The sequence below is a fragment of the Streptomyces acidiscabies genome, from assembly GCF_020010905.1.
In the GTDB taxonomy this organism is placed as follows: Bacteria; Actinomycetota; Actinomycetes; order Streptomycetales; family Streptomycetaceae; genus Streptomyces; species Streptomyces acidiscabies.
The window spans coordinates 4,638,979-4,660,436 of record NZ_JAGJBY010000002.1 but is presented as its reverse complement, the minus strand read 5'-3'; the positions used below and the strand labels follow the sequence as shown (position 1 = coordinate 4,660,436).

Genomic DNA, 21,458 nt, shown 5'->3' with positions numbered 1-21,458 from the left:
GTGAAAACGGTCCGGCGTCTCCTACCTGTTGCGGCGCTCCTGCGGCTCCGGCGGCTCCAGGTGCGAGGCCAGCACCGCTGCCTGGACCCGCCGTTGGACCCCGAGCTTCGCCAGCAGGCGCGAGATGTGGTTCTTGACCGTCTTCTCGGAGAGGTACAGCTTCTTGCCGATCTCCCGGTTCGTGAGGCCCTCGCCGATGAGGGCGAGGATGTCGCGCTCGCGCGGGGACAGGCCCGCGAGTTCGTCGGGGACGGTCGGAGTGTCGGTCGGGTCGGCGCGCAGGGAGCGCATCAGGCGGGCCGTGGTCGCGGGGTCGAGCATGGACTGGCCGGTGGCGACCGTGCGGACCGCCGAGACCAGGTCGGAGCCCTTGATCTGCTTGAGGACATAGCCGGACGCCCCGGCCATGATGGCGTCGAGGAGGGCGTCCTCGTCGTCGAACGACGTCAGCATCAGGCAGGCCAGCGCGGGCATGCGGTCACGCAGTTCGCGGCAGACGGTGATGCCGTCGCCGTCGGGCAGGCGGACGTCGAGGACGGCGACGTCGGGCCGCAGCGCAGGACCCCGCGCGAGCGCGTGCTCGACCGTCCCGGCGTCCCCGACGACCGTGATGTCCGGCTCGGCGTCGAGCAGGTCGCTCAGGCCGCGGCGTACGACCTCGTGGTCGTCGAGCAGGAACACCCGGATCGGGTCCTGCTCGGTGAAGGTACGCGCCTGCGCCATGGCGACCTCTCTCTGAGGGAATGTGCTGCCCAGGACGATCATCACCAGCCGGACCGCAGCACACTAGGGCCGACCGGCCCTATTCTCCCCGGGCACGAGCTCGAACACCACGTCCACGACCCCCTCCACCGCCCGCACCAGCCGCGCCGCCACCGGCACGAGGGAGGTGTCGCGGATCTGTCCGCCCAGGGTCACCACACCGTCGTGGACGTCGACCCGCAGCTCGGAGGCCGGCGGGAGGAAGAGATGGGCGACGATCTCGCGCCGGACCTCCTCGGCGATGCTGTCGTCCCCGCGCAGGAAGACCTTCAGCAGGTCGGCGCGGCTGACGATGCCCTCCAGCCGGCCGAGGGCGTCCACGACCGGGAGGCGCTTGACGCTGGCCCGCGCCATGACGCGGGCGGCCTGAGCGAGCGTGGTGTCGGCGCGGACGCTGAGCGCCGGGGAGGTCATCAGGTCCCGGGCCCGTACGCCGCCCGCCTTCTCCAGGTCCCTGAGGCGCCGTAGCTGTGTGTACCGGTCGGGGTCGTCGTCGCGGAACTCCTCCTTGCACAGGAGATCCGCCTCGGAGACGACGCCCACGACCCGGTCCTCCCCCTCGGTCACGGGCAGGGCGCTGACCCGCCACTCCCGCATCAGCCGCACGATGTCCTTGAAGGACGCGTCGCGTCCGACGCTGACGACGGTGTGCGTCATGACGTCGCTGACGACGTGCGGTGTGCCGTCCATCGAGTCCCCCTCAGATACGGGTGCCGGCGCCGTACGGCGCGTACAGGTCGAGCAGCCGGGTGCGGGCCGAGCGCAGGCGGTGGGCCAGGATGCCGCCCACCCACAGGGCGACGGAGTTCCCGAGCGCCGGGTCGTCGGCGCACAGCAGGCGGACGGCGGCGCCGTCGAACTCGTACGCCCGTACCGGCGTCGTCGTCTTGGCGCCCAGGTGCCAGGCGTGCGGGCCGAGCAGCCAGGACCAGCCGACGAGTTCGTCGTGGCCCAGGCTCTCGATGACGGCCGCGCGACGGCCGGGCACGTGCATGTCTAGTTCGACACGGCCCGTGCGGATCACCCAGAACCGGTCCGCCTTCCCGCCCTCCTCGAAGAGCCGGGTGCCCGGCTCGAAGGACACCTCGTGGGCGAAGCGCATCAGCCGCTGCCGGTGCTCCGCAGGGAGAGCGCGCAGCATGCTGGGGGTCGGTGCGGTGTTCATGGCGGGTCCTCCGGGGGCGGGGACGTACGGCGGTCTGCTGCCAGCGTGCGCCGGCAGCTCCCGGCGCGGCCAGGGGCCGTTCGGTCCACCGCCGCGCCGAACGGCACCGCCCCCGAACGGCCGCGCGAAGAGGGCCGTTCGGCCCTGCGGGGACCGACCTTCGGCATCCGGCGGCGTACGGCGCACCTCGCGAGAGTGAGGGGTGTCGGGCAACGACCGGATCCGAAGGGACATCACCGCCATGGCCGTGCACGAGCACTCCCACCGTCTGCCCTCTTTCCGGGCCCGCCTGTCCGTGGGCGAGGCCACGCACAGCGCATCCGCGTACGCGTTCGCGTCGTTGCGGCTGGTCACCGGGTTCGTGTTCCTGTGGGCGTTCCTGGACAAGACGTTCGGGTTCGGTTACGCCACCGCCTCCGGCAAGGGCTGGATCGACGGCGGCTCACCCACCAAGGGCTTCCTGTCGCACGTCTCCGCCGGGCCCATGGAGTCGACGTTCCACTCCTGGGCCGGGGACACGTGGGCGGACTGGCTGTTCATGCTGGCCCTCCTGGGCATCGGCCTCGCGCTGGCCGCCGGGGTGGCGCTGCGGATCGCCGCTGTCGCGGGGACGGCGCTGATGGCGTTCATGTGGATCGCCGAGTGGCCGCCCGCCAAGCACCTGTCCGACGGCACGGCGAGCATGTCGGCCAACCCGTTCGCCGACTACCACCTGATCTACGCGATCGTCCTGATCGCCCTCGCGGCCGTCGCCGCCGGCGACGCCCTCGGCCTCGGGCGTGTGTGGGCGCGGCTGCCGGTCGTCCGCGACCACGCCTGGCTGCGCTGACCAGCCGAACCCCGGACACGCGGCCCACCGCGCCCGCAAGGAGGCGAACGTCATGATCCGTACCGTCACCGTCGGCCTCGACGGTTCCCCCGAAAGCCTCGCCGCCGCCGAATGGGCCGCCCACGAAGCGCGGTCCCTCGGACTGCCGCTGAAGCTCCTCCAGGTCTGGGAACCGGTCCCCGCGCCGATGGCCCAGGCCCCGCTCCTGGGCCCCGAGACCCACCAGCACTGGACCGACCGCATCCCCCGCGAAACAGCCGCCGGCCTGCGACAGCGCCACCCCGGCGTCGAGGTGACCGGCGAACACCTCTCCGGCTCGCCCGCCGATGTCCTGGCCCGTGCCTCGAAGGACGCCGAACTCCTGGTCCTCGGCTCGCGCGGGCTGGGCGGCATCGGCGGCTTCCTGGTCGGCTCCGTCGGCCTGTCCGTGCTGGCCCACGCCCACCACCCCGTGGTCTTCGTCAGGTCCCACCGGCAAGAACCCGACCGCCCCGTCGTCCTGGGCCTGGACACCGACCACCCGGACAGCACCCTCATGGACTTCGCCTTCGACGCAGCCGTCCGCCGCGCCGTGCCCCTGCGCGTGGTGCACGCCTGGAACCCGTCGCCGTACATCGCGTACGGCACCCCCGACAGCCCGCCGCTGCACGAGGCCCTCGCGCTGGACGACGCCGAGGCGCTGGCCGACGCGGTGCGGCCCTGGCGGCAGAAGTTCCCGGACGTCGAGGTCGTCGAGGAGTCCCGGTACGGCAGCGCCGCCGAGCATCTCGTGGCCGCCGCCCGCGAGGCGTCCCTGGTCGTCGTCGGACGCCGGGGCCGGCGCAGCCCGTTCGGCACGCACATCGGCCACGTCACCCACGCCGTCCTGCACCACTCCCCCGCCCCCGTCGCCGTCGTGTCCCACGGCTGACCGACCCCCGGAAGAGAGAACCCCATGCAGCCGATCGTCGTCGGTGTCGACGACTCCGAGCCGAGCCTTCGGGCCATGGACTGGGCCGCGGACGAGGCGGCCCTGCGCGGCGCGCCCCTGCGCCTGGTGCACGCCTCGACGTGGCGGCGCTACGAAGAGGACGGGGCCGGCGGCTGGAGCCACGACCTGCGTCTCCTCGAATCCGCGGCCCGACGCGCCCAGCGCCGTGCGCCGGAGGTGACGATCACCACCGAGGTGGCCGCCGAGGATCCCGAACCCGCGCTGCTGCGCGCCGCCCGGGACGCCGGCGCCCTGGTGCTCGGCAGCCGGAGCCGCCCCGGGCTCACCGAACTGCTGCGCGGCTCGGTGAGCCTGACCGTGGCCGCCCGCGCCGAGTGCCCCGTCATCGTCGTGCGCGGCCACCACGACAACCAGGCCCGCCCCGGGGCGCACGGCCGGGTCGTGGTCGGTGTCGGCGGGCCGGCCGCGGTGCGGTTCGCGGTGCGCGAGGCCGAGGTGCGGGGCGCGGAGCTGGAGGCCGTACGGACCTGGCGGTCCCCGGCGCGTCCGGCGCCGTCGGGCGAGGCCGTGCGACCGCCCGAGCAGCGGGCCTCGGCCGCGCTGGAGCGGGCGCTGCGGCACGCCCCCGAGCGGCTGCGGATCCGGCGTCGTACCGCCGAGGGGCATGCCCGCCGGCTCCTCGTGTCGGCCTCTTTCGCGGCTGATCTGCTGGTCGTGGGTACCCGGTCCCGCGCCGGGCGCCTCGGCCTGGTGACCCACCGGGTCCTGCACGACGCCGCGTGCCCGGTCGCTGTCGTACCCGAGCGGCGCCGTTAATCCCCTGTGAGGAGACTTTCCATGCTGCACGACGACGAACTGCGCGCCCTGGACGCCCACTGGCGGGCCGCCAACTACCTCGCGGCCGGCCAGATCTACCTCATGTCCAACCCCCTGCTCACCGAACCGCTCCAGCCCGAGCACATCAAGCCCCGGCTGCTGGGCCACTGGGGGACCTCGCCCGGTCTCACCCTCGTGTACACGCACCTCAACCGCGTCATCAGGGCGCGCGGTCTGGACGCGCTGTGCGTGTGGGGTCCGGGGCACGGTGGTCCGGCGGTGCTGGCGGGGTCCTGGCTGGACGGCAGCTACACCGAGACGTACCCCGACGTGTCGCGTGACGCGGCCGGCATGGAGCGGCTGTTCCGGCAGTTCTCCTTCCCCGGCGGGGTGCCGAGCCACGTCGCGCCGGAGACGCCGGGCTCGATCCACGAGGGCGGCGAGCTGGGCTACTCCCTCGCGCACGCGTACGGCGCCGCCTTCGACAACCCCGGTCTGCTGGTCGCCTGCGTGATCGGCGACGGCGAGGCGGAGACGGGTCCGCTGGCCGCGTCCTGGCACGCGAACAAGTTCCTCGACCCGGTGCACGACGGCGCGGTCCTGCCGATCCTGCACCTCAACGGTTACAAGATCTCCAATCCGACGGTGCTGTCCCGGCTCCCGGAGTCCGAACTCGACGAGCTGCTGCGCGGGTACGGCCACGAGCCCCTGTACGTGTCGGGCGACGACCCGGCGCAGGTGCACCGCGCGCTCGCCGACGCCATGGACCGGGCGCTCGGCCTGATCGGCGTCATGCAGAGCACCGCCCGCGAGGACGGGGTCGCCGAGCGCGTGCACTGGCCGATGATCGTCCTGCGTACGCCGAAGGGCTGGACCGGTCCCGCGGAGGTGGACGGCGTGCCGGTCGAGGGCACCTGGCGCGCACACCAGGTGCCGCTCGCCGGGGTCCGTGAGAACCCGGAGCACCTGCGGCAGTTGGAGGCGTGGCTGCGCTCCTACCGGCCCCAGGAGCTGTTCGGCCCCGACGGACGCCCGAGCGCCGATGTCCTCGCCTGCGTCCCCGAGGGCACGCGCCGCCTCGGCGCCACCCCGCACGCCAACGGCGGCCTCCTCGTACGGGAACTCCCCCTGCGCGACCTGGACGAGTTCGCCGTACCCGTCGACAAACCGGGCGCTTCCCTGCACGAACCCACCCGGGTGCTGGGCGACTTCCTCGCGCGGGTCATGCACGACACGCGGCTGCGGCGGGACTTCAGGATCGTGGGGCCCGACGAGACCGCCTCCAACCGGCTCCAGGCCGTGTTCGGTGAGAGCGGCAAGGCGTGGCAGGCCGCGCATCTGCCGGTCGACGAACACCTCGACCGGCACGGGCGGGTGCTGGAGATCCTCTCCGAACATCTCTGCCAGGGCTGGCTGGAGGGGTATCTGCTGACCGGGCGGCACGGGCTGTTCTCCTGCTACGAGGCGTTCGTGCACATCGTCGACTCGATGGTCAACCAGCACATCAAGTGGCTGCGCACGTCACGGGAGTTGCCCTGGCGGGCGCCGGTCGCCTCGCTCAACTACCTGCTGACGTCGCACGTGTGGCGCCAGGACCACAACGGTTTCTCCCACCAGGACCCCGGTTTCGTCGACCACGTCCTGAACAAGAGCCCCGAGGTCGTCCGGGTCTACCTGCCGCCGGACGCCAACACCCTGCTCTCCGTGGCGGATCACGCCCTGCGCAGCCGCGACTACGTCAACGTGATCGTGGCCGGCAAGCAGCCCTGCTTCGACTGGCTCTCCCTGGACCAGGCCCGCGCCCACTGCGCGCGCGGCGCCGGGATCTGGGAGTGGGCGGGCACGGAGAACGGCGGCGAACCGGACGTCGTCCTCGCCTGCGCGGGCGACGTACCCACCCAGGAGGTCCTGGCCGCCGCCCAGTTGCTCCGCCGCCACCTGCCCTCCCTCGCCGTGCGTGTCGTCAACGTCGTCGACATGACGCGGCTGCTCCCCCGCGAGGAACATCCGCACGGGATGAGCGACTTCGAGTACGACGGCCTGTTCACCGCCGACAAGCCGGTGATCTTCGCCTACCACGGCTACCCGTGGCTCATCCACCGCCTCGCCTACCGCCGTACCGGCCACCGCAACCTGCACGTGCGCGGCTACAAGGAGTCCGGCACCACGACGACCCCGTTCGACATGGTCGTCCGCAACGACCTCGACCGCTACCGCCTGGTCATGGACGTCATCGACCGCGTCCCCGGCCTCGCGGTCCGCGCGGCGGCGCTGCGCCAGACGATGGCCGACGCCCGCACCCGCCACGAGGCGTGGATCCGCGCACACGGCACCGACCTGCCGGAGATCACGGACTGGACCTGGACCGCCTGAACACCCCTGCCACGAACACCCCTGACACGACAAGGAGTTCACCGTCATGACCGTACGTGTCGGCATCAACGGCTTCGGCCGGATCGGCCGCACCTACCTGCGCGCGGCCCTGGAGCGCGGCGAGGACGTCGAGATCGTCGCCGTCAACGACATCGCCCCCGCCGCCACCCTCGCCCATCTGCTGGAGTACGACTCGACGTTCGGGCGCCTCGGGCGGGAGGTCGGCCACGACGACCGGTCGATCACCGTCGACGGCCGCCGGATCGCCGTCACCGCCGAACGCGACCCGGCCGCGCTGCGCTGGGGGGAGCTGGGTGTGGAGCTCGTCGTCGAGTCCACCGGCCGCTTCCGCGACCGCGACTCCGCCGCCCTGCACCTGAAGGCGGGTGCCCGCGGCGTGCTGCTGTCCGCGCCGGGCAAGGGCGTGGACGCGACGATCGTGATGGGCGTCAACGACGGCGCCTACGACCGTGAGCACGACCGGATCGTGTCGGCCGCGTCCTGCACCACGAACTGCGTCGCGCCGATGGTGAAGGTCCTCGACGACGCGTTCGGCGTCGAGCGCGGCATGCTCACCACGGTCCACGGCTACACCAACGACCAGTCGCTGCTCGACGGCCCGCACAAGGACCTGCGCCGGGCCCGCTCAGCCGCCCTCAGCATCATCCCGACCGGCACGGGCGCGGCCCGCGCGGTGGGCCTGGTCCTGCCGGAGCTCGCCGGGATGCTGGCCGGCATCGCGGTGCGGGTGCCGGTGGAGGACGGCTCGCTCAGCGACCTGACGGCGGTGCTGCAACGCCCGGTGACCCGGGACGAGGTCAACGACGCGTTCGAGACGGCGGCCCAGGGCCCGCTGCGGGGTGTGCTGCGCGTCTCGCACGCCCCGATCGTCTCCCGCGACGTGATCGGCGACCCCGCCTCCTGCGTCGTCGACCCCGCCCTGACCCAGGTGGGCGGCACGCTGGCCAAGGTCTTCGGCTGGTACGACAACGAGTGGGGCTACACCAACCGGCTGCTGGACCTCACCCGCCTGATGGCCTGAGCGGAGAGGGCCGTCCGGCCCTCTCCCCGTCCCCGTCGGCCCATGTCAGCGGCCCGCCGTACGCCGGATGCTCGCAGTACCGACCGTTTCCGAAGGAGCCCCCCATGACGGACGACCTGCTCGACCGCGCGCCCTCCCACGCGCTGCTCGCGGACGGCACCACGGCGTGCATCCGGCCCGTGCTGCCCGGCGACCACGACCAGGTGGAGGGGCTGTACGAGGAGATGTCGCCTCAGAACCTGCGGCTGAGGTTCTTCTCGCCGTGCCGGCGCTCGGCCGCCCTGGCCGCCGAGCGGGCCTGCGCGCCCGCCCGGCGCGGGTACCGGGCGCTGCTGGCCGAGGTCCGGGGGCAGGTGCTGGGGATCGCCGAGTACGACACCGGCGGCGACGGCGACCGGGCGGAGATCTCGATCGCCGTCGCCGAGGGGATACACGGCCGGGGTGTGGGGACGCTGCTGGTCGAGCACCTGGTGTCGGCGGCCCGCGCGGACGGCGTCACCGTGTTCACGGCCGACGCGCTGAGCGAGAACCGTGAGGTGCTGCGGCTCTTCGCGGACCTGGGCCTGCACACCTCGCGCCGGTTCGAGGGGCCGGAGGTGCGGTGCGTGATCCGGCTCGACGAGGACGACGCCTACCTCGCGGCCGTCGAGGACCGGGCCCGGCACGCGGACGTGGCGAGCCTGCGTCCGCTGCTGCGGCCGGAGGTGGTCGCCGTCGTCGGGGCAGGGCGTACGCCCGGTTCGGTGGGGCGGGCGGTCCTGCACCACCTGCACACGGGCGGCTTCACGCGCCGCCTGTTCGCCGTGAACCCGAGCGTGACCTCGCTCCTCGGCGTGCCGTCGTACCCGTCGGTGAGCGTCCTGCCGAAGACCCCGGACCTGGTGGTCGTGGCCGTCCCCGCCCCGGCGGTCACGGCGACGGCCGAGGAGTGCGGGAAGGCCGGGGTGCGCGCGCTCGTCGTGGTCTCCTCGGGCCTGGACGCCGACCAGGCCCAAGGCCTGCTGGCCGCCTGCCGGACGTACGGCATGCGGCTGGTCGGCCCCAACTGTCTCGGCATCGTCGACACGGACCCCGCGCTGCACCTCGACGCCACGTTCGCCGCGCGTCACCCGCTGCCCGGCGCCGCCGGGATCGCCGTACAGTCCGGCGGGGTCGGCATCGCGCTGCTCGACGGGATGTCCCGGCTGGGCATCGGGGTGTCGTCGTTCGTGTCGCTCGGCGACAAGTACGACGTCAGCGGCAACGACCTCCTCCAGTGGTGGGAGGACGACGGCCGGACCCGGCTGGCCGTGCTGCACCTGGAGTCGTTCGGCAATCCGCGCGCGTTCTCGCGTACGGCCCGCCGGGTCACCCGGCGCATCCCGGTGCTGACCGTGGACGCCGGGCGCACCGACGCGGGCCGGCGGGCCGCCGCCTCGCACACCGCCGCCGCGGCCACGCCCACCATGACCCGGCAGGCCCTGTTCACGCAGGCCGGGATCACGGCGACCCGCTCGGTCGGCGAACTCCTGGAGACGGCCGCCCTGTTCCACTCCCAGACGCTGCCCGAGGGCACACGGGTCGCGATCGTCACCAACGCGGGCGGGGCGGGAGTGCTGGCCGCCGACGCCTGCACCGAGGCGGGTCTCGTCCTGCCGGTGCTCCCCGAGGCCGTCCTCGAAGACCTGCCTGCGGGCGCCACCATCGGGAACCCCGTCGACGCGACCGCCGCCGTGACCGAGGCCCAGCTCACCGCGTGCGTCGACCGCATCCTGACGTACGCGGGCTTCGACGCCGTGCTCGTCGCCCTGGTGCCGACGGCGGTGGCCGCCGCGACCGGGGACGACCTGGTGCGCGCCCTCACCTCGGGGCCGGGCCGCCGTACGAAGCCGGTGCTGGCCGTGCGGCTCGAACAGGACGTGCCGGTGAGGCTGCTGCCCGCCGACGGGGGCGGCACGGTCCCGTCGTACGCCGAACCGCAGGCGGCGGCACGGGCGTTGGCGCACGCGGCCGACCGGACGGCGTGGCTGGCGCGGCCCGCCGGGGCCGTACCGGACCTCGCCGATGTCGACAGCTCGCGCGCCCGCGACGTGGCCGGCGCCTGGCTGACCGCCCACCCCGAGGGGGGCTGGCTCGATCCGCGTACCTGTGCCGATCTCCTCGCCTGCTACGGCGTGCCGCAGATCCCGTGGGCCTGGGCCGAGACGGAGGACGAGGCGGTGTGCGCGGCGGAGCGGCTGCGCGGGGCCGACGGGCGGGTCGTCCTCAAGGCGCACTGGCCGGGTCTCGTCCACAAGAGCGCCCAGGGCGCCGTACGGCTCGATCTGCGCGGTGACACGCAGGTGCGGACCGCGTTCCGCGACCTGAAGGAGCGGTTCGGCGGGCGGATGACCGGCGTCCTGGTGCAGGCCCTCGCGGGCCGGGGCACCGAGCTGTTCGCGGGCGTCGTCCAGGACGGGGTCTTCGGGCCGCTCGTCCTGTTCGGCCTCGGCGGTACGGCGACGGAGGTCCTCGCCGACCACGCGGCCCGCCTCGCCCCGCTCACCGACCACGACGTGCACGACCTGATGACGTCGCCGCGCTGCGCGCCCCTGCTGTTCGACGGCCCGCTCGCCCTGGAGGACCTGGAGCAGCTCCTGCTGCGGCTCTCCCGGATGGCCTGCGACCTGCCGCAGCTCGCCGAGGCCGACTTCAACCCGGTCCACGCCACGCCGGACGGCGTCACCGTCCTCGACGCCCGGGTACGGCTGCTGCCGCACCGGGCCCATGATCCCTACCTGCGCCGACTGAGGTGAAGCGATGAGGCACGACAAGGTGGGTTCCGTGATGACCGCGGAGGTCGTCCACGCCGTCCCCGACACCCCGTTCAAGGAGGTCGCGCGGCTGCTCTCACGGCACAGGATCAGCGGGCTGCCGGTGGTCGACGGCGACGACAAGGTGCTCGGCGTGGTCTCCGAGACGGATCTGCTGGCCCGCCAGGCGGCCCCGGTCGCCTCGGGCCCGGCCCGGCTGACCCGCGCCGCGCGTCGCCGGACCGCCAAGGCGACGGCCCGCACGGCGGGGCAGCTGATGTCCGGGCCGCCGGTCACCGTCCACGCCGACGACACCATCGCGGAGGCCGCCCGCACCATGGCCGAGCGGCGGGTGGAGCGGCTCCCGGTCCTCGACGTGGAGGACCGGCTCGTCGGCATCGTGACCCGCGGCGACCTGCTGCGGGTGTTCCTGCGGCCCGACGGGGAGATCCGCGCCGAGGTCGTGGAGGAGGTGCTGGTGCGCGGGCTGCTGCTGCCTCCGCACGGCGTCGACGTGTTCGTGACGGACGGCGTGGTGACGCTGCGAGGACAGCTGGAGCGCAGGAGCGACACGGAGATCGCCGTCGCGATGACCCGCCGGGTCGACGGCGTGGTGGACGTCGTGGACCGGCTGACGCACCGGCTGGACGACACCCACACCCGCGGAACACGGTGAGAGAAGGAGAGGATCGCCATGACCGTCCTGGTCGCCTACGGCACCACCAACGGATCGACGGCACGCATCGCCGAGGCCGTCGCCGTCACCCTGCGCGAACGGGGACTCGACACCGAGACCCGCCCGGCCGGTTCCGTCACCGACGTGACCCGGTACGAGGCCGTCGTGGTCGGCGGCGCGCTGTACATGGGCCGCTGGCACCGCGACGCCCGCCGCTTCGTCCGCCGCAACCGCCGCGCGCTGGCCGGGCGGCCCCTGTGGCTGTTCAGCAGCGGACCGCTCGACGCGTCGGCCTCGGAGCGGGACATCCCGCCCATCCGCGGTGTCCAGCGGACGATGACCTCGCTGGACGCACGCGGACACGTCACGTTCGGCGGCTGCCTGGAGGAGGGCACGCGGGGCTGGATCGCCGGGCGGATCCTCTCGGCCGACAAGGGCGGGGACTTCCGGGACTTCGGCGCGGTCGCGGAGTGGGCGGGGCGGATCGCCGGGGAACTGGCGAAGACCTGAGCCCTCAGCCCTCGTACGCCGGCACGACCGCGACCGGGCGGCCCGACTCCCGCAGCAGGGCCCGTACGACGCTGCCGGGCGGGCCGCCGACCACGTACAGGGTGGCCCGCGCGCGGTGGTGCAGGAGCGCCTCGGCCGGGGAGAGGAGGAGGACGTCCTCCAGGACGGGGACCTCGGGGTGTTTCGCCCGCCAGGGCCGCAGCGCGTCGGCCAGCACCTGCACCTCGTGGTCCTCCACCTCGGCCCGGTCCTCCTCGGGCACGGCGAAGGGCAGCGCTGCGGCCTCGGGAGGCAGCGCCCACGCGTGTACGGCGCACAGGCGGGCGCCCCGCAGCCGGGCGCTGTCGAAGGCGAAGGCGAGGGCGGGGTCCGAGGGTTCGCGGGCGTCGATGCCGAGGACGACGTCGGTACGGTGCCGGGTGGCGACGTACCCGTCGGGGACCAGGACGACGGGGCCGGGCACGGTGTCGAGGAGCGTCACGGCACGGGTCTCCCCGACGGTCACGACAGCGGCGCGTGTCGCGGGGGCGTCCGGCGCACGAAGGGGTAACTCGCGGAGCGCGGCCTCCCGTTCGGCCCAGTCGGCGGCGGCCCGGCCGGCCTCGGAGGTGTCGGTGCGGGCGAGGACGACGACGGGTTCCATGACTGTCCGCCTTCCGGTACGAGGGGTCGGTGGGCGTGTCCCAGCGTGCCGGGGCGCGGGCACGAGCGCAGGGGGCCGAACGTCCCGCGCGGGGAGACTTCCGGACCGTTCCCACGGCGTGGAAGCCGCCTCGCCGACGCGATACGGGCCGCCGTCATCCCGTCCGGTGCCCCCACAGCGGACCGACCACGTCCCACTCCCGCCCCCAGCCCTCGAGCCGCCGTCGGTCGAGCCGCCAGCGGGCGATGCGGCCCGCCCCGTACAGGGCTCCGGCGAGGCCGCAGGCGGCGCCCGCTCCGAGGGTTGCCGACTCGACGGCCGCCTCCAGCGCGTTCGGCGGCTCGGTCTTGAGGCGGCCCTGTGCGTCCTGCCAGACCACGACGGTGGCCCCGGCCCGGTGTCCGGCGTCGACCAGGGTCCGGCCGGTGCGCTCGGAACCGTCGGGGGCGCTCCAGCGGACCCCCGCGGAGCGTCGATCACTCCCGGTCCCGCCCACGCCCGCGCTCTTAGGCACGTCGTCGAGGAGGACCGCCCGCACGGGATGCCGCTGCTCCCGCTGCCGGGCGAACATCTCGTCGGCGGCGTGGGCCGTCATCATGCCCACGACGGTGCCGGCCACCGCGATCAGCAGCCAGACGGCCAGGACGAGCCATGCCTCGGTGATGTCGTCGGGGCGTCGCAGCGGGTTGCTCCGCCACCGCCACAGCCGTTTCCTCGTGTGCAGGGTTCCACGCATCGGTCCGCACCTCCTCGTCATACTTCAGAAGGTGGCAGTCCGCAGCGGGCTCGCGCAGGGGCCGGGCAGGCGCCGTCGCGGGACGACTCGGCCCGGGGTGAAGGGCCGTTCGGCCCTCACCCGGCGATGCTCCGGACCGGTTCCTGGCACAGGTCGAACGCGTCGCTCAAGCCCGCGTGCCGCAGCAGTCGTGTGAAGCCGGGGCCGGGGGCGGTCAGGCGCAGCCTTCCGCCGGCCGCGTGGACGCGGTTGCGGGCGCGGCACAGGAGGCCGAGTCCGCAGCAGTCGAGGAAGGTCACGGGGCGCAGGTCCAGCACCACGTCCGGCTGCGGTCCGGTGGTGAGGTCGTCCAGGGCGGGCCCGAGGGCTATGACCGCCAGCAGGTCGAGTTCGCCGCGGAGGGTGACGACGGTCGTGCCGTCGTCGGTCAGGGTCGTGCGCAACGTCGCGCACCCGGTGTGCATGTCGTCCATGGGAGAAGCCAAGCCGAGCGGGTACACCGGCAGGAAGGGCCGTTCGAACCCTGCGGACTCTGTTCGACAGGGCCCGAACGGCCCAAGCGACGCCCGCCCGGACGCAGCTTGTGCGGTCGCGCGTCCGCTGAAGCTGTGCGGTCAGCTGGTCACCGCCTGCCAGTGGTGTTCGTGTGCGGGGTCGATGCCGCTGAGCCAGACCAGTGCACCGCCGACGAGCCCCGGCTTGTCCCGGGTGGCGAGGGCCGGGGCTTCGAGCATGTCGGCGGTCTCCTCCAAGTAGGTGACCAGGGTGTCGAGTTCTTCGCCGGGGGGTTCGTCGTAGCGGGACCAGGGGCCCAGGTAGCCGGTCGCGGCGTCCAGGTACAGCCCCATGGTGTTGTCGGCCGGGCTCAGGGCGATCACCGGAATCCGGGTCGCCTCCCACACGGTGATTCGCTCGTCCTCGGAGTGGTCGGCGTTGTGGGTGCCCAGGTTGGCCTGGGCGTCCATCTTCAATCGATAGCGGTGGGCGACGTCGGCCAGGTTCATCAGCGCCATGTTGCCCGGCAGGCACCCCCACCCGTCAGCGCCGTCGTCTCCCTCGGTCAGCGTCCAGAGAACGCGCAGTTCGACGGGCAGCCGGATGCCCAACTCCCCTTCCAGCGCGGCGAGGACACCGAGGTCGGCCCCGGGGCGCAGCGCCGCGTAGGAGTCGGGGGCATGGCGCTGGAGCCAGTAGGTGATGCGCCGCCAGGCGTCGGCGACCTGCCGTGCGGTGGTCGCCTCGGTGACCAGGTCGGCGCGCGGTTCCGGCTCCTCCTGCTCGGCAACGGGCTCGGGGGCTTCCACGGGGCGGGCCAGGGTCAGGAACCGGATCTGTATCCGGTCGGGTTCGCGGATGTAGCCGATGGCCAGGGCCGGGCAGTCCTCGATCACGTCGTCCTCGATCCGCACACTGAGGATTCCGGGCAGGCCGGAGGGGTGACCCAGGTCGGGATCGTCAGCCAGTTGTCCCGCCACCGCCTTCAGCGCGTAGGGGACACCGCCACCGAGTCGGGTGGCGGTGTCGCGTACGTCCTGGGGGATCTCGACGTCCACAGTCCGGTGCTCCTTGCCGGTCGTATGCCTGCGCGATGCCTCACACACAGTAGGAGACCGGCCTCGGTACTGGTGGGCTCGCGTATTCAACTGTCGCCAGTGTGCCCAGCAGACCAGCGTGAAGGTTGCTCCCTGTGATCTCTGCTGGGCGGCCTGACGTGCCCTCCCCGTGGCGAGCATCTGGTTGTGCCCAGGCCCGGGTTCTGGGTGGCCAAACAGGGGGTGAGTGAGGCCCTGCGAGGACGATCGGCGATCGTGGCCCGTACTCCGTTGGACCTGGAGGAACTTGTCGAGCACTGGACGCTGCCGAAGGACGAGCAGGCGCTCGCGTCCGGCAAGCGCGGAGTGACGCGTCTGGGCTTCGCCGTGCTGCTGAAGTTCTGTACGCAGTACGGCCGGTTTCCCCGGAACCGGGCAGAGCTGCCGGGCGAGGCCGTGGAGTTCGTCGCCCGGCAGGTGCAGGTTCCCGCCTCGGTACTGGAGTCCTACGACTGGACAAGCCGCACGGTCGAGTACCACCGCGCGCAGGTCCGGGAGCACGTCGCGCACAAGGAACGCAGGCCCGAGCAGGTCCGGGTGGAACTGCTGGCCCGCTGCCGGGCCGAGAGTATCGAGCCGCCTACAGCGGGCCGGTGCGATCGCGTCGTGGCTGCCGCTCTGCGGGAGGCTGAGGAGTCGCTGACGGCCCTGATCTCCTCGCGGCTGGTTACGGAGAGCGTGGAACGGATCATGGCTCCGGTGCTGGGGAAGGTCAAGGAGGCTCCGGGCAACGTGAGCCTGGAGACGATGCTCACCGAGATCGACAAGCTGCTGGCGGTGCGGGCGATCGGGCTGCCGCCGGATCTGTTCATCGATGTCACGCCGAAGGTGGTGGCCGGCTGGCGGGCGCGGGCCGCGGTGGAGTCGTCTTCCCACTTGCGGACGCACCCGGTGCCGCTGGGGGTGACCTTGCTGGCCGCTCTGCTGCACGAGCGGGAGATCACGGACACGCTGGTGGAACTGCTGATCTCCACGGTGCACCGGATCGGGGCGCGGGCGGAGAAGAAGGTCACCGAGCAGCTCATCAACGCGTTCAAAAAGGTGTCGGGCAAGGAGAACATCCTCTTCGAGCTGGCCGAGGCGTCGCTGTGCACCCCGGAGGGGACGGTCCGCCAGGTCGTGTTCCCGGCGGTGTCCGGGGGCGAGGCGACGCTGCGGGAGCCGGTGCACGAGTTCAAGACCCGGAGGCCGGTCTACCGGCGTGGGCTGATCAAGCTGCTAGTGCTCTGACCACGTAGGTTCGCCGGGTTGGGTGGCCGAGCGGTGACGTCCGATCTGACCGCTGGGGGTGTGGTGGCTGAGCCTGTCCGTGTGCGCAGGTTGACTGACCAGGAGGGGCAGAAGCTGCAGCAGATCGTGCGCCGGGGTAGCACCAGTTCGGTGCGTTACCGACGCGCGATGATATTGCTGGCCTCGGCTGGCGGGAACCGGGCGCCGGTGATCGCGAAGTTGGTGCAGGCCGACGAGGACACCGTCCGGGACGTGATCCACCGGTTCAACGAGATCGGTCTGGCCTGCTTGGACCCTCGGTGGGCGGGAGGCCGTCCCCGCCTTCTCAACCCTGACGACGAGGACTTCGTCGTCCAGACGGCCACCACCCGACCGACCAAGCTCGGACAGCCCTTCACCCGCTGGTCCATCCGCAAACTCGCCGCCTACCTGCGCCGCGTACACAGCCGTATGATCCGGATCGGCCGCGAGGCGTTACGGTGCCTGCTCGCCCGCCGCGGCATCACCTTCCAACGCACCAAGACTTGGAAGGAATCCCCCGACCCCGAGCGCGACGCCAAGCTCGACCGGATCGAGCACGTGCTGGAGCACTTCCCGGACCGCGTGTTCGCGTTCGACGAGTTCGGCCCGCTCGGCATCAGGCCCATCGCTGGGTCGTGCTGGGCCGAACAGCGTCGGCCCGAGCGGCATCCCGCGACCTATCACCGTACTCACGGGGTGCGCTACTTTCACGGTTGCTACTCGGTCGGCGACGACACGCTCTGGGGCGTCAACCGGCGCAAGAAAGGGGCCGCGAACACCCTGACCGCGCTGAGGTCAATCCGGGCGGCCCGCTCGGACGGCGCCCCGATCTACGTCATCCTGGACAATCTGTCCGCCCATAAGGGCGAGACCATCCGGAGCTGGGCAAAGAAGAACCGGGTCGAGCTGTGCTTCACCCCGACCTACGCGTCCTGGGCCAACCCGATCGAGCCCCACTTCGGACCGCTGCGGCAGTTCACCATCGCCAACTCCAACCACCGCAACCACACCGCGCAGACCCGAGCCCTCCACGCCTACCTCCGCTGGCGCAACGCGAACGCCCGCCACCCCGACGTGCTGGCCGCCCAACGCCGCGAACGCGCCCGTATCCGCAGCGAGAAGGGCATCCGCTGGGGCGGCCGAAGACCGGCAGCCGCTGCCTGAACTGCCCATCCTCCCTGACGGCCACGCACTACGGTGGAATACATGTCCGAGCTCTCCGTGCGGGATTTCTACGACGAGTTGGCCCACGACTACCACCTGATGTTCCGGGACTGGGACGCAAGCATGACCTACCAGGCCGAGGTATTGGGCGGGCTCGTCCGCCAATCTCTCGGCGCGGGACCACGCACCGTCCTGGACTGCTCGTGCGGGATCGGCACCCAGGCCATCGGGCTGGCCCGGGCCGGGCATCAGGTCGTCGGCAGTGACCTGAGCCTGGTCGCCGCCGCGCGCGCCGCCGCAGAGGCGGCAGCCCGGGGAAGCCGGCTTCCGGCCGCTGCGGCTGACATGCGCCAACTGCCCTTCAAGGAGACGTCATTCGATGTCGTCCTCTGCGCGGACAACTCGCTCACGCACCTACTCTCCGGGCAAGATCTCCGGACGGCACTCCGCGGCATGAGACGGGTACTCCGAGACGACGGACTGCTGATGATCACGGTCCGGGACTATGACGAGGCACGCCAGACCAGACCCACGTCGACACCTCCCCAGGTCTCGCAAACACACGACGGCCAAGCGATCACCTTCCAGCTGTGGCACTGGCACGAGGACGGCGAACGCTACGACCTAGAGCACTTCCAGCTCATCCCCGCAAAGAACACCTGGCACGTCCAAGTCCGCCGGACCACCCACTGGGCGCTCACACCCCCGCAACTGACAGAGTTCGTGACTGAAGCCGGCTTCACCAACATCACCTGGCACAGTCAGGCATCCAGCGGCTACTACCAGCCCGTTCTCACCGCACAACGCGCTCCCTCAGCGCAGTAGTACAGACACCGGCTCCGCCCTGCCCGACCTTCCGTTCATCCATGGCAACCGGTGAACGTTGCCGGTCACAGCACTAGACGTGCTGGAGTTCCGTTCCTCCAACCATGCTCACCGGCCCGTGAACGAGGCCCTGGCGCTGGTGGCACGGTATGCGAGCGCGGGGAACGCGACGTACTACCCGCTGGGCGAGACGCTGCCGGTGCACAAGGCGATGGGCGGGGACTGGGCGGAGGTCGTGCACCGTGCGGACAAGCGGGGCTAGCGCCGTGTGGTGCGCATGGTCTACGCGGTCGTTGCCTTCCAGGCCCTGCGCGATCAGCTCAAGTACAAGGAGTCGCCGAGCGGAAGTCAGGGGCGACCCGGCTCACGGCGGCCGAGGCCCAGCCCGAGCCGCGCAATCTACGCAGGATCAAGGGCGAGGTACAGAGGCGTTGGGGCATCGTGCCGCTCGTCGACATGCTGAAGGAAGCGGTGCTGCGGACCGGCTGCCTGGGACGCGGTCACCTCCGTCTCCGGTGGCGGCAGCCTCTCGCCGGAGGTGCTGGCCGAACGCCTGCTGCTGGTCATCTACGCCTACGGCACGAACACCGGGATCAAGGCCATCGCCTCCGGTACCTGTCGGCGGAGGCCGCCCGCGCCATCGCCGTCCAGACAGCGAACGCCACCTTCGCCGCCCGCAGCGCCGGCGCTACGGCGGCCGTGGGTTGCTCATCTACTGGCATGTGGAGAAGAAGTCGCTGGCCATCCACTCCCAGCTGATCAACCGCACCGCCTCCGAGGTCGCCGCGATGATCGAGGGCGCGATGCGGCACGGCACCACCATGGACGTCGAGGCCAACTACACCGACTCGCATGGACAGTCGGAAATCGCCCGATCCGCTGGGAGCTCATCGCCCAGCAGTACGACCAGATGATCAAGTACGCCACGGCGATGCTGGAGGTCGAGGAGGGCCTGAACGTGATGGAGTCGTCCAACGGCGCCAACTCCGTGATCGCGTACGGCAAGGGAGAGGAGACCGCCTCGAACCGGCGCGACGAGCAGGAGATGTTCGTCCTGTGCCCGCACATCCTGCAATCCGCCCTGGTCTACGTGAACACCCTCATGCTCCAAGACGTCATGGACGAGCCGGAGTGGGCCGACCTGCCCCCCCGCATCGCGGAAGGCGCCGACCACGGGCTTACCTCACCAGACGGCACAGCCGGGGTTTGATGCAGCAGCGCAGAGGCCACAGCTGCGGCCGGTCCAGCAGATCGCTTCGGGCCCGCGACGCCTGCGCGCACGCTCGCTGCATTGGCGAAGCGCCAAGTACATCCAGTACGAGGGCGCTCCACCGCCTATGGCCGCACGCGGCGGGCGCCGGGGTGATCCGGCGTGACCTGCCGGGCAGGCCCGGCCGTCAGTCCGCGGTGATGCTGTCCAGCACATCAAGACGGGCGGCCCGGCGAGCCGGCCACTGGGCGGCGGCCAGGCCGACCAGAACGGCGACCAGCAGCATCAACAGCAGCTCGGGGTAGGGCAAGACGGTGCGGAGCTCTGGCAGGGTCACGGTCATGGTGGAGCCGGCCGCCCAGGCCAGGAAGACGCCGAAGGCCATCCCGATCGCCGCGCCAAAGACTGAGATCAGCACCGATTCCAGCCGTACCATCCGCTTGACGCCGCCGCGGTCCAGGCCGATCGCCCGGAGCAGGCCGAGCTCGCGCCTGCGCTCGAACACGGCCATCGCCAGCGTGTTGACCACTCCGAGGGCCGCGACCAGCAACGAGATCCCGAGCAGTGCGTAGAGCAGGTTGAGAGCGAAGGTGATGGTGCGGTCGAATCCGTCCCTCAGGTCCTGCTTGTTCTCGACCTCGATCACAGGGCTCTTGCCGGTGGCGTCTTTGAGAGCCTTTTTAAGCGCGGGGGTCGCCCCGTTCATGCCCTTGACCAGGATCTGCTGAGCCGGCGCGTACGGCTGGTGGGCGGTGACCACTGCGCCCGGCAGGAGCACGGGGGCGAGCATCCGGCTGGGTGCGAACACCCCGCCGACGGTGAGGCGGGTGCCAGTCCCGCGCGGGGCGGCCACCGCTACGGTGGAGCCGACGGCCAGTCCGTGCCGACCCGCGAAGTCAGTGTCCACCAGGATCTGACCCCGTTTCAGCGCCGTGGCCGCCCCCTGGCTCATGTTCGGCCGGTCGTGCTCCTCGAACAACACCTTCGCCGCCCGCCCGAGGGTCCGCAACGCCTACTCCAGCTGAGGGAGCGTGGACAGGCGCTCCTTCTCCGTCTTCCGCTTCGCCGTGCTCCGGGTGGCCGTCAGGACCTGGAACAGATCCGATCGCCTTCGCCTCCAGGTGCCGCATCACCGCGGTGAGCATCGCCGTACGCTTCGGCTCCACCGCACGCTCCAGCAACGCCGCCTTCGATCCCAGCGCGTACCGGGCCGGCGACGCCATCCGGTTCGGCGGGATCTGCGACAGCTTCAGCCGCCCGAGCTGGAAGGCGCCGATCCCGTCCACGCGCTCCAGCGCGTGGACGAACGCCGTGCCCGTCGTCCGCGTCGGCGGCCGGCGCAGCCGCTCCAGCTCCGAGAATCGCGAGCCCTCCGGCGTCCTCAGCGTCGCCACCAGGTCCCCGGGCAACGCCGCAACCGCGCGGCGGGCGGCTCCCGCAACGGTGGCGTGCAGCCACTGGTCCGCGACCTTGCGGACCAGTGGCACCTGCCGGGCCAGCACACTCACCCCCGGCAGCAGCACGCGGTTGCGGCGCAGCCGGCCCACCGCGTGATCGAACAGCGCCTTCGGCCCCTCGGCGTGCGTCCACGCCCGCCCATGCAGGAACGTACGGAACCGCCGCGACCACTCCGGGTCCTCGTACTCGTGGTACTCGTAGGCGTCGCGGATCTCCCACGCGTGCTCGTACGCCATCTTCGGCCGCTCGGTGTACCGCTTCACCACCGACGGGTCCTCGATGCCGAGCTGCGCGGCCAGGTGCTCGGCCACCGGCCACGGTGCATCGAGCGCCGCAGCGCGATCAGATCCCGGCCGACGTCGTCCTGATACCGACGGTGTTCTCCGGCCGTCTCCCTGTCGGCCGCACCGCTGCCGATCTATCGTTGACCTGGGACGATTGGGGGCGTCGTGGCGCGGGACACACGGCTGGTACAGACAGCGGTGATCGGGGACGAGCACTCGGACGTGCCAGTCGTCCTGCCGACCGAGGCAATCGAGCTGGACGTGTTCCGCCGGGCCCATGTGCACGACACGTTCTGGTGCGGCGTACTGCTGGGCAGCTGCGGGGCCCAGCTCGCACACAAGCTGTACGTCGACCGGCAGTGTTCCCTGTCAGGTTCAGCGTGTCGAAGTCGAAACGGGTCGCGGCCCGGGCGGTCGGCA

General features: G+C 72.0%; 20 protein-coding genes and 2 pseudogenes. 13 read left to right on the top strand and 9 right to left on the bottom strand.

What is annotated here, in order from left to right; genetic code table 11:
- Window positions 1-21: 21 nt before the first annotated feature.
- The 3 genes from J8M50_RS46820 to J8M50_RS46810 form a co-directional block, all read right to left on the bottom strand.
- Complete coding sequence (locus J8M50_RS46820) at window positions 22-723, bottom strand: response regulator (protein WP_010360499.1); 702 nt, start codon at window positions 721-723, stop codon at window positions 22-24.
- A 63-nt stretch (window positions 724-786) separates the two neighbouring features.
- Window positions 787-1,452: a CBS domain-containing protein gene (locus tag J8M50_RS46815; protein ID WP_010360500.1), complete on the bottom strand. Its 666-nt coding sequence runs from the start codon at window positions 1,450-1,452 to the stop codon at window positions 787-789.
- Window positions 1,453-1,462: 10 nt separating this feature from the next.
- A complete protein-coding gene (locus J8M50_RS46810) occupies window positions 1,463-1,927 on the bottom strand; it encodes a Crp/Fnr family transcriptional regulator (RefSeq protein WP_010360501.1) in 465 nt (154 codons plus the stop codon).
- Window positions 1,928-2,168: 241 nt separating this feature from the next.
- Between J8M50_RS46810 and J8M50_RS46805 the strand changes: the two genes are divergently transcribed.
- The 8 genes from J8M50_RS46805 (at window position 2,169) to J8M50_RS46770 (ending at window position 11,875) form a co-directional block, all read left to right on the top strand.
- Window positions 2,169-2,756 carry a DoxX family membrane protein gene (locus tag J8M50_RS46805; protein WP_178865650.1) on the top strand — a complete coding sequence of 196 codons (588 nt, stop codon included), beginning with the start codon at window positions 2,169-2,171 and terminating at the stop codon, window positions 2,754-2,756.
- 52 nt (window positions 2,757-2,808) lie between these two features.
- Window positions 2,809-3,666: a universal stress protein gene (locus J8M50_RS46800; RefSeq protein ID WP_010360503.1), complete on the top strand. Its 858-nt coding sequence runs from the start codon at window positions 2,809-2,811 to the stop codon at window positions 3,664-3,666.
- A 24-nt stretch (window positions 3,667-3,690) separates the two neighbouring features.
- Window positions 3,691-4,503 carry a universal stress protein gene (locus tag J8M50_RS46795; RefSeq protein WP_010360504.1) on the top strand — a complete coding sequence of 271 codons (813 nt, stop codon included), beginning with the start codon at window positions 3,691-3,693 and terminating at the stop codon, window positions 4,501-4,503.
- Between the two features lie 21 nt (window positions 4,504-4,524).
- The gene (locus J8M50_RS46790) at window positions 4,525-6,876 is read left to right on the top strand and encodes a phosphoketolase family protein (RefSeq protein WP_010360506.1); all 2,352 of its coding nucleotides are present in this window, start codon (window positions 4,525-4,527) and stop codon (window positions 6,874-6,876) included.
- 46 nt (window positions 6,877-6,922) lie between these two features.
- On the top strand, window positions 6,923-7,918 hold the full coding sequence (gap, locus tag J8M50_RS46785; RefSeq protein WP_010360507.1) for a type I glyceraldehyde-3-phosphate dehydrogenase: 996 nt from the start codon (window positions 6,923-6,925) through the stop codon (window positions 7,916-7,918).
- Window positions 7,919-8,022: 104 nt separating this feature from the next.
- Window positions 8,023-10,692: a bifunctional acetate--CoA ligase family protein/GNAT family N-acetyltransferase gene (locus tag J8M50_RS46780; protein ID WP_010360508.1), complete on the top strand. Its 2,670-nt coding sequence runs from the start codon at window positions 8,023-8,025 to the stop codon at window positions 10,690-10,692.
- A 4-nt stretch (window positions 10,693-10,696) separates the two neighbouring features.
- The gene (locus tag J8M50_RS46775) at window positions 10,697-11,365 is read left to right on the top strand and encodes a CBS domain-containing protein (RefSeq protein ID WP_010360509.1); all 669 of its coding nucleotides are present in this window, start codon (window positions 10,697-10,699) and stop codon (window positions 11,363-11,365) included.
- A gap of 12 nt (window positions 11,366-11,377) precedes the next feature.
- Window positions 11,378-11,875: a flavodoxin domain-containing protein gene (locus J8M50_RS46770; RefSeq protein WP_100216948.1), complete on the top strand. Its 498-nt coding sequence runs from the start codon at window positions 11,378-11,380 to the stop codon at window positions 11,873-11,875.
- A gap of 4 nt (window positions 11,876-11,879) precedes the next feature.
- Here the strand turns inward: J8M50_RS46770 and J8M50_RS46765 are convergent, their stop codons facing one another.
- From J8M50_RS46765 to J8M50_RS46750, 4 genes are all read right to left on the bottom strand, one after another.
- The gene (locus J8M50_RS46765; protein WP_010360511.1) at window positions 11,880-12,518 is read right to left on the bottom strand and encodes a universal stress protein; all 639 of its coding nucleotides are present in this window, start codon (window positions 12,516-12,518) and stop codon (window positions 11,880-11,882) included.
- A 154-nt stretch (window positions 12,519-12,672) separates the two neighbouring features.
- On the bottom strand, window positions 12,673-13,254 hold the full coding sequence (locus tag J8M50_RS46760) for an Rv1733c family protein (RefSeq protein ID WP_010360512.1): 582 nt from the start codon (window positions 13,252-13,254) through the stop codon (window positions 12,673-12,675).
- A gap of 116 nt (window positions 13,255-13,370) precedes the next feature.
- Window positions 13,371-13,727, bottom strand: a complete 357-nt coding sequence (locus J8M50_RS46755; RefSeq protein ID WP_010360513.1) for an STAS domain-containing protein — start codon at window positions 13,725-13,727, stop codon at window positions 13,371-13,373.
- 141 nt (window positions 13,728-13,868) lie between these two features.
- The gene (locus J8M50_RS46750; RefSeq protein WP_010360514.1) at window positions 13,869-14,807 is read right to left on the bottom strand and encodes an SMI1/KNR4 family protein; all 939 of its coding nucleotides are present in this window, start codon (window positions 14,805-14,807) and stop codon (window positions 13,869-13,871) included.
- Between the two features lie 255 nt (window positions 14,808-15,062).
- Here J8M50_RS46750 and J8M50_RS46745 point away from each other — a divergent pair, with 255 nt between their 5' ends.
- The 5 genes and pseudogenes from J8M50_RS46745 to J8M50_RS50505 all read left to right on the top strand — a co-directional run.
- Entirely contained in the window at window positions 15,063-16,076 is a 1,014-nt protein-coding gene (locus J8M50_RS46745) for a DUF4158 domain-containing protein (protein WP_010360515.1), read from the top strand.
- Between the two features lie 63 nt (window positions 16,077-16,139).
- Complete coding sequence (locus J8M50_RS46740) at window positions 16,140-17,261, top strand: IS630 family transposase (protein ID WP_305793677.1); 1,122 nt, start codon at window positions 16,140-16,142, stop codon at window positions 17,259-17,261.
- 42 nt (window positions 17,262-17,303) lie between these two features.
- Window positions 17,304-18,086 (top strand): class I SAM-dependent methyltransferase, encoded by a 783-nt coding sequence (locus tag J8M50_RS46735; protein WP_010360517.1) that lies wholly within the window; start codon window positions 17,304-17,306, stop codon window positions 18,084-18,086.
- 118 nt (window positions 18,087-18,204) lie between these two features.
- A complete protein-coding gene (locus J8M50_RS49940; RefSeq protein ID WP_159060500.1) occupies window positions 18,205-18,348 on the top strand; it encodes a hypothetical protein in 144 nt (47 codons plus the stop codon).
- A gap of 424 nt (window positions 18,349-18,772) precedes the next feature.
- Window positions 18,773-19,194, top strand: a pseudogene (locus tag J8M50_RS50505) (Tn3 family transposase); the annotation flags it as partial.
- A gap of 289 nt (window positions 19,195-19,483) precedes the next feature.
- On the opposite strand, the gene J8M50_RS49935 reads toward J8M50_RS50505, so the two are convergent.
- A complete protein-coding gene (locus J8M50_RS49935; protein WP_199849131.1) occupies window positions 19,484-20,203 on the bottom strand; it encodes an ABC transporter permease in 720 nt (239 codons plus the stop codon).
- A 108-nt stretch (window positions 20,204-20,311) separates the two neighbouring features.
- Window positions 20,312-21,083, bottom strand: a pseudogene (locus tag J8M50_RS46710) (DUF4158 domain-containing protein); the annotation flags it as partial.
- Window positions 21,084-21,458: the final 375 nt, after the last annotated feature.

Coding starts and splice junctions, on each gene's coding strand:
- J8M50_RS46775 (WP_010360509.1), top strand. CDS start 10,697: ATGAGGCACGACAAGGTGGGTTCCGTGATGACCGCGGAGGTCGTCCAC.
- J8M50_RS46735 (WP_010360517.1), top strand. CDS start 17,304: ATGTCCGAGCTCTCCGTGCGGGATTTCTACGACGAGTTGGCCCACGAC.
- J8M50_RS46805 (WP_178865650.1), top strand. CDS start 2,169: ATGGCCGTGCACGAGCACTCCCACCGTCTGCCCTCTTTCCGGGCCCGC.
- J8M50_RS46760 (WP_010360512.1), bottom strand. CDS start 13,254: ATGCGTGGAACCCTGCACACGAGGAAACGGCTGTGGCGGTGGCGGAGC.
- J8M50_RS46815 (WP_010360500.1), bottom strand. CDS start 1,452: ATGGACGGCACACCGCACGTCGTCAGCGACGTCATGACGCACACCGTC.
- J8M50_RS46795 (WP_010360504.1), top strand. CDS start 3,691: ATGCAGCCGATCGTCGTCGGTGTCGACGACTCCGAGCCGAGCCTTCGG.
- gap (WP_010360507.1), top strand. CDS start 6,923: ATGACCGTACGTGTCGGCATCAACGGCTTCGGCCGGATCGGCCGCACC.
- J8M50_RS46755 (WP_010360513.1), bottom strand. CDS start 13,727: ATGGACGACATGCACACCGGGTGCGCGACGTTGCGCACGACCCTGACC.
- J8M50_RS46800 (WP_010360503.1), top strand. CDS start 2,809: ATGATCCGTACCGTCACCGTCGGCCTCGACGGTTCCCCCGAAAGCCTC.
- J8M50_RS46810 (WP_010360501.1), bottom strand. CDS start 1,927: ATGAACACCGCACCGACCCCCAGCATGCTGCGCGCTCTCCCTGCGGAG.
- J8M50_RS46790 (WP_010360506.1), top strand. CDS start 4,525: ATGCTGCACGACGACGAACTGCGCGCCCTGGACGCCCACTGGCGGGCC.
- J8M50_RS46820 (WP_010360499.1), bottom strand. CDS start 723: ATGGCGCAGGCGCGTACCTTCACCGAGCAGGACCCGATCCGGGTGTTC.
- J8M50_RS46780 (WP_010360508.1), top strand. CDS start 8,023: ATGACGGACGACCTGCTCGACCGCGCGCCCTCCCACGCGCTGCTCGCG.
- J8M50_RS46765 (WP_010360511.1), bottom strand. CDS start 12,518: ATGGAACCCGTCGTCGTCCTCGCCCGCACCGACACCTCCGAGGCCGGC.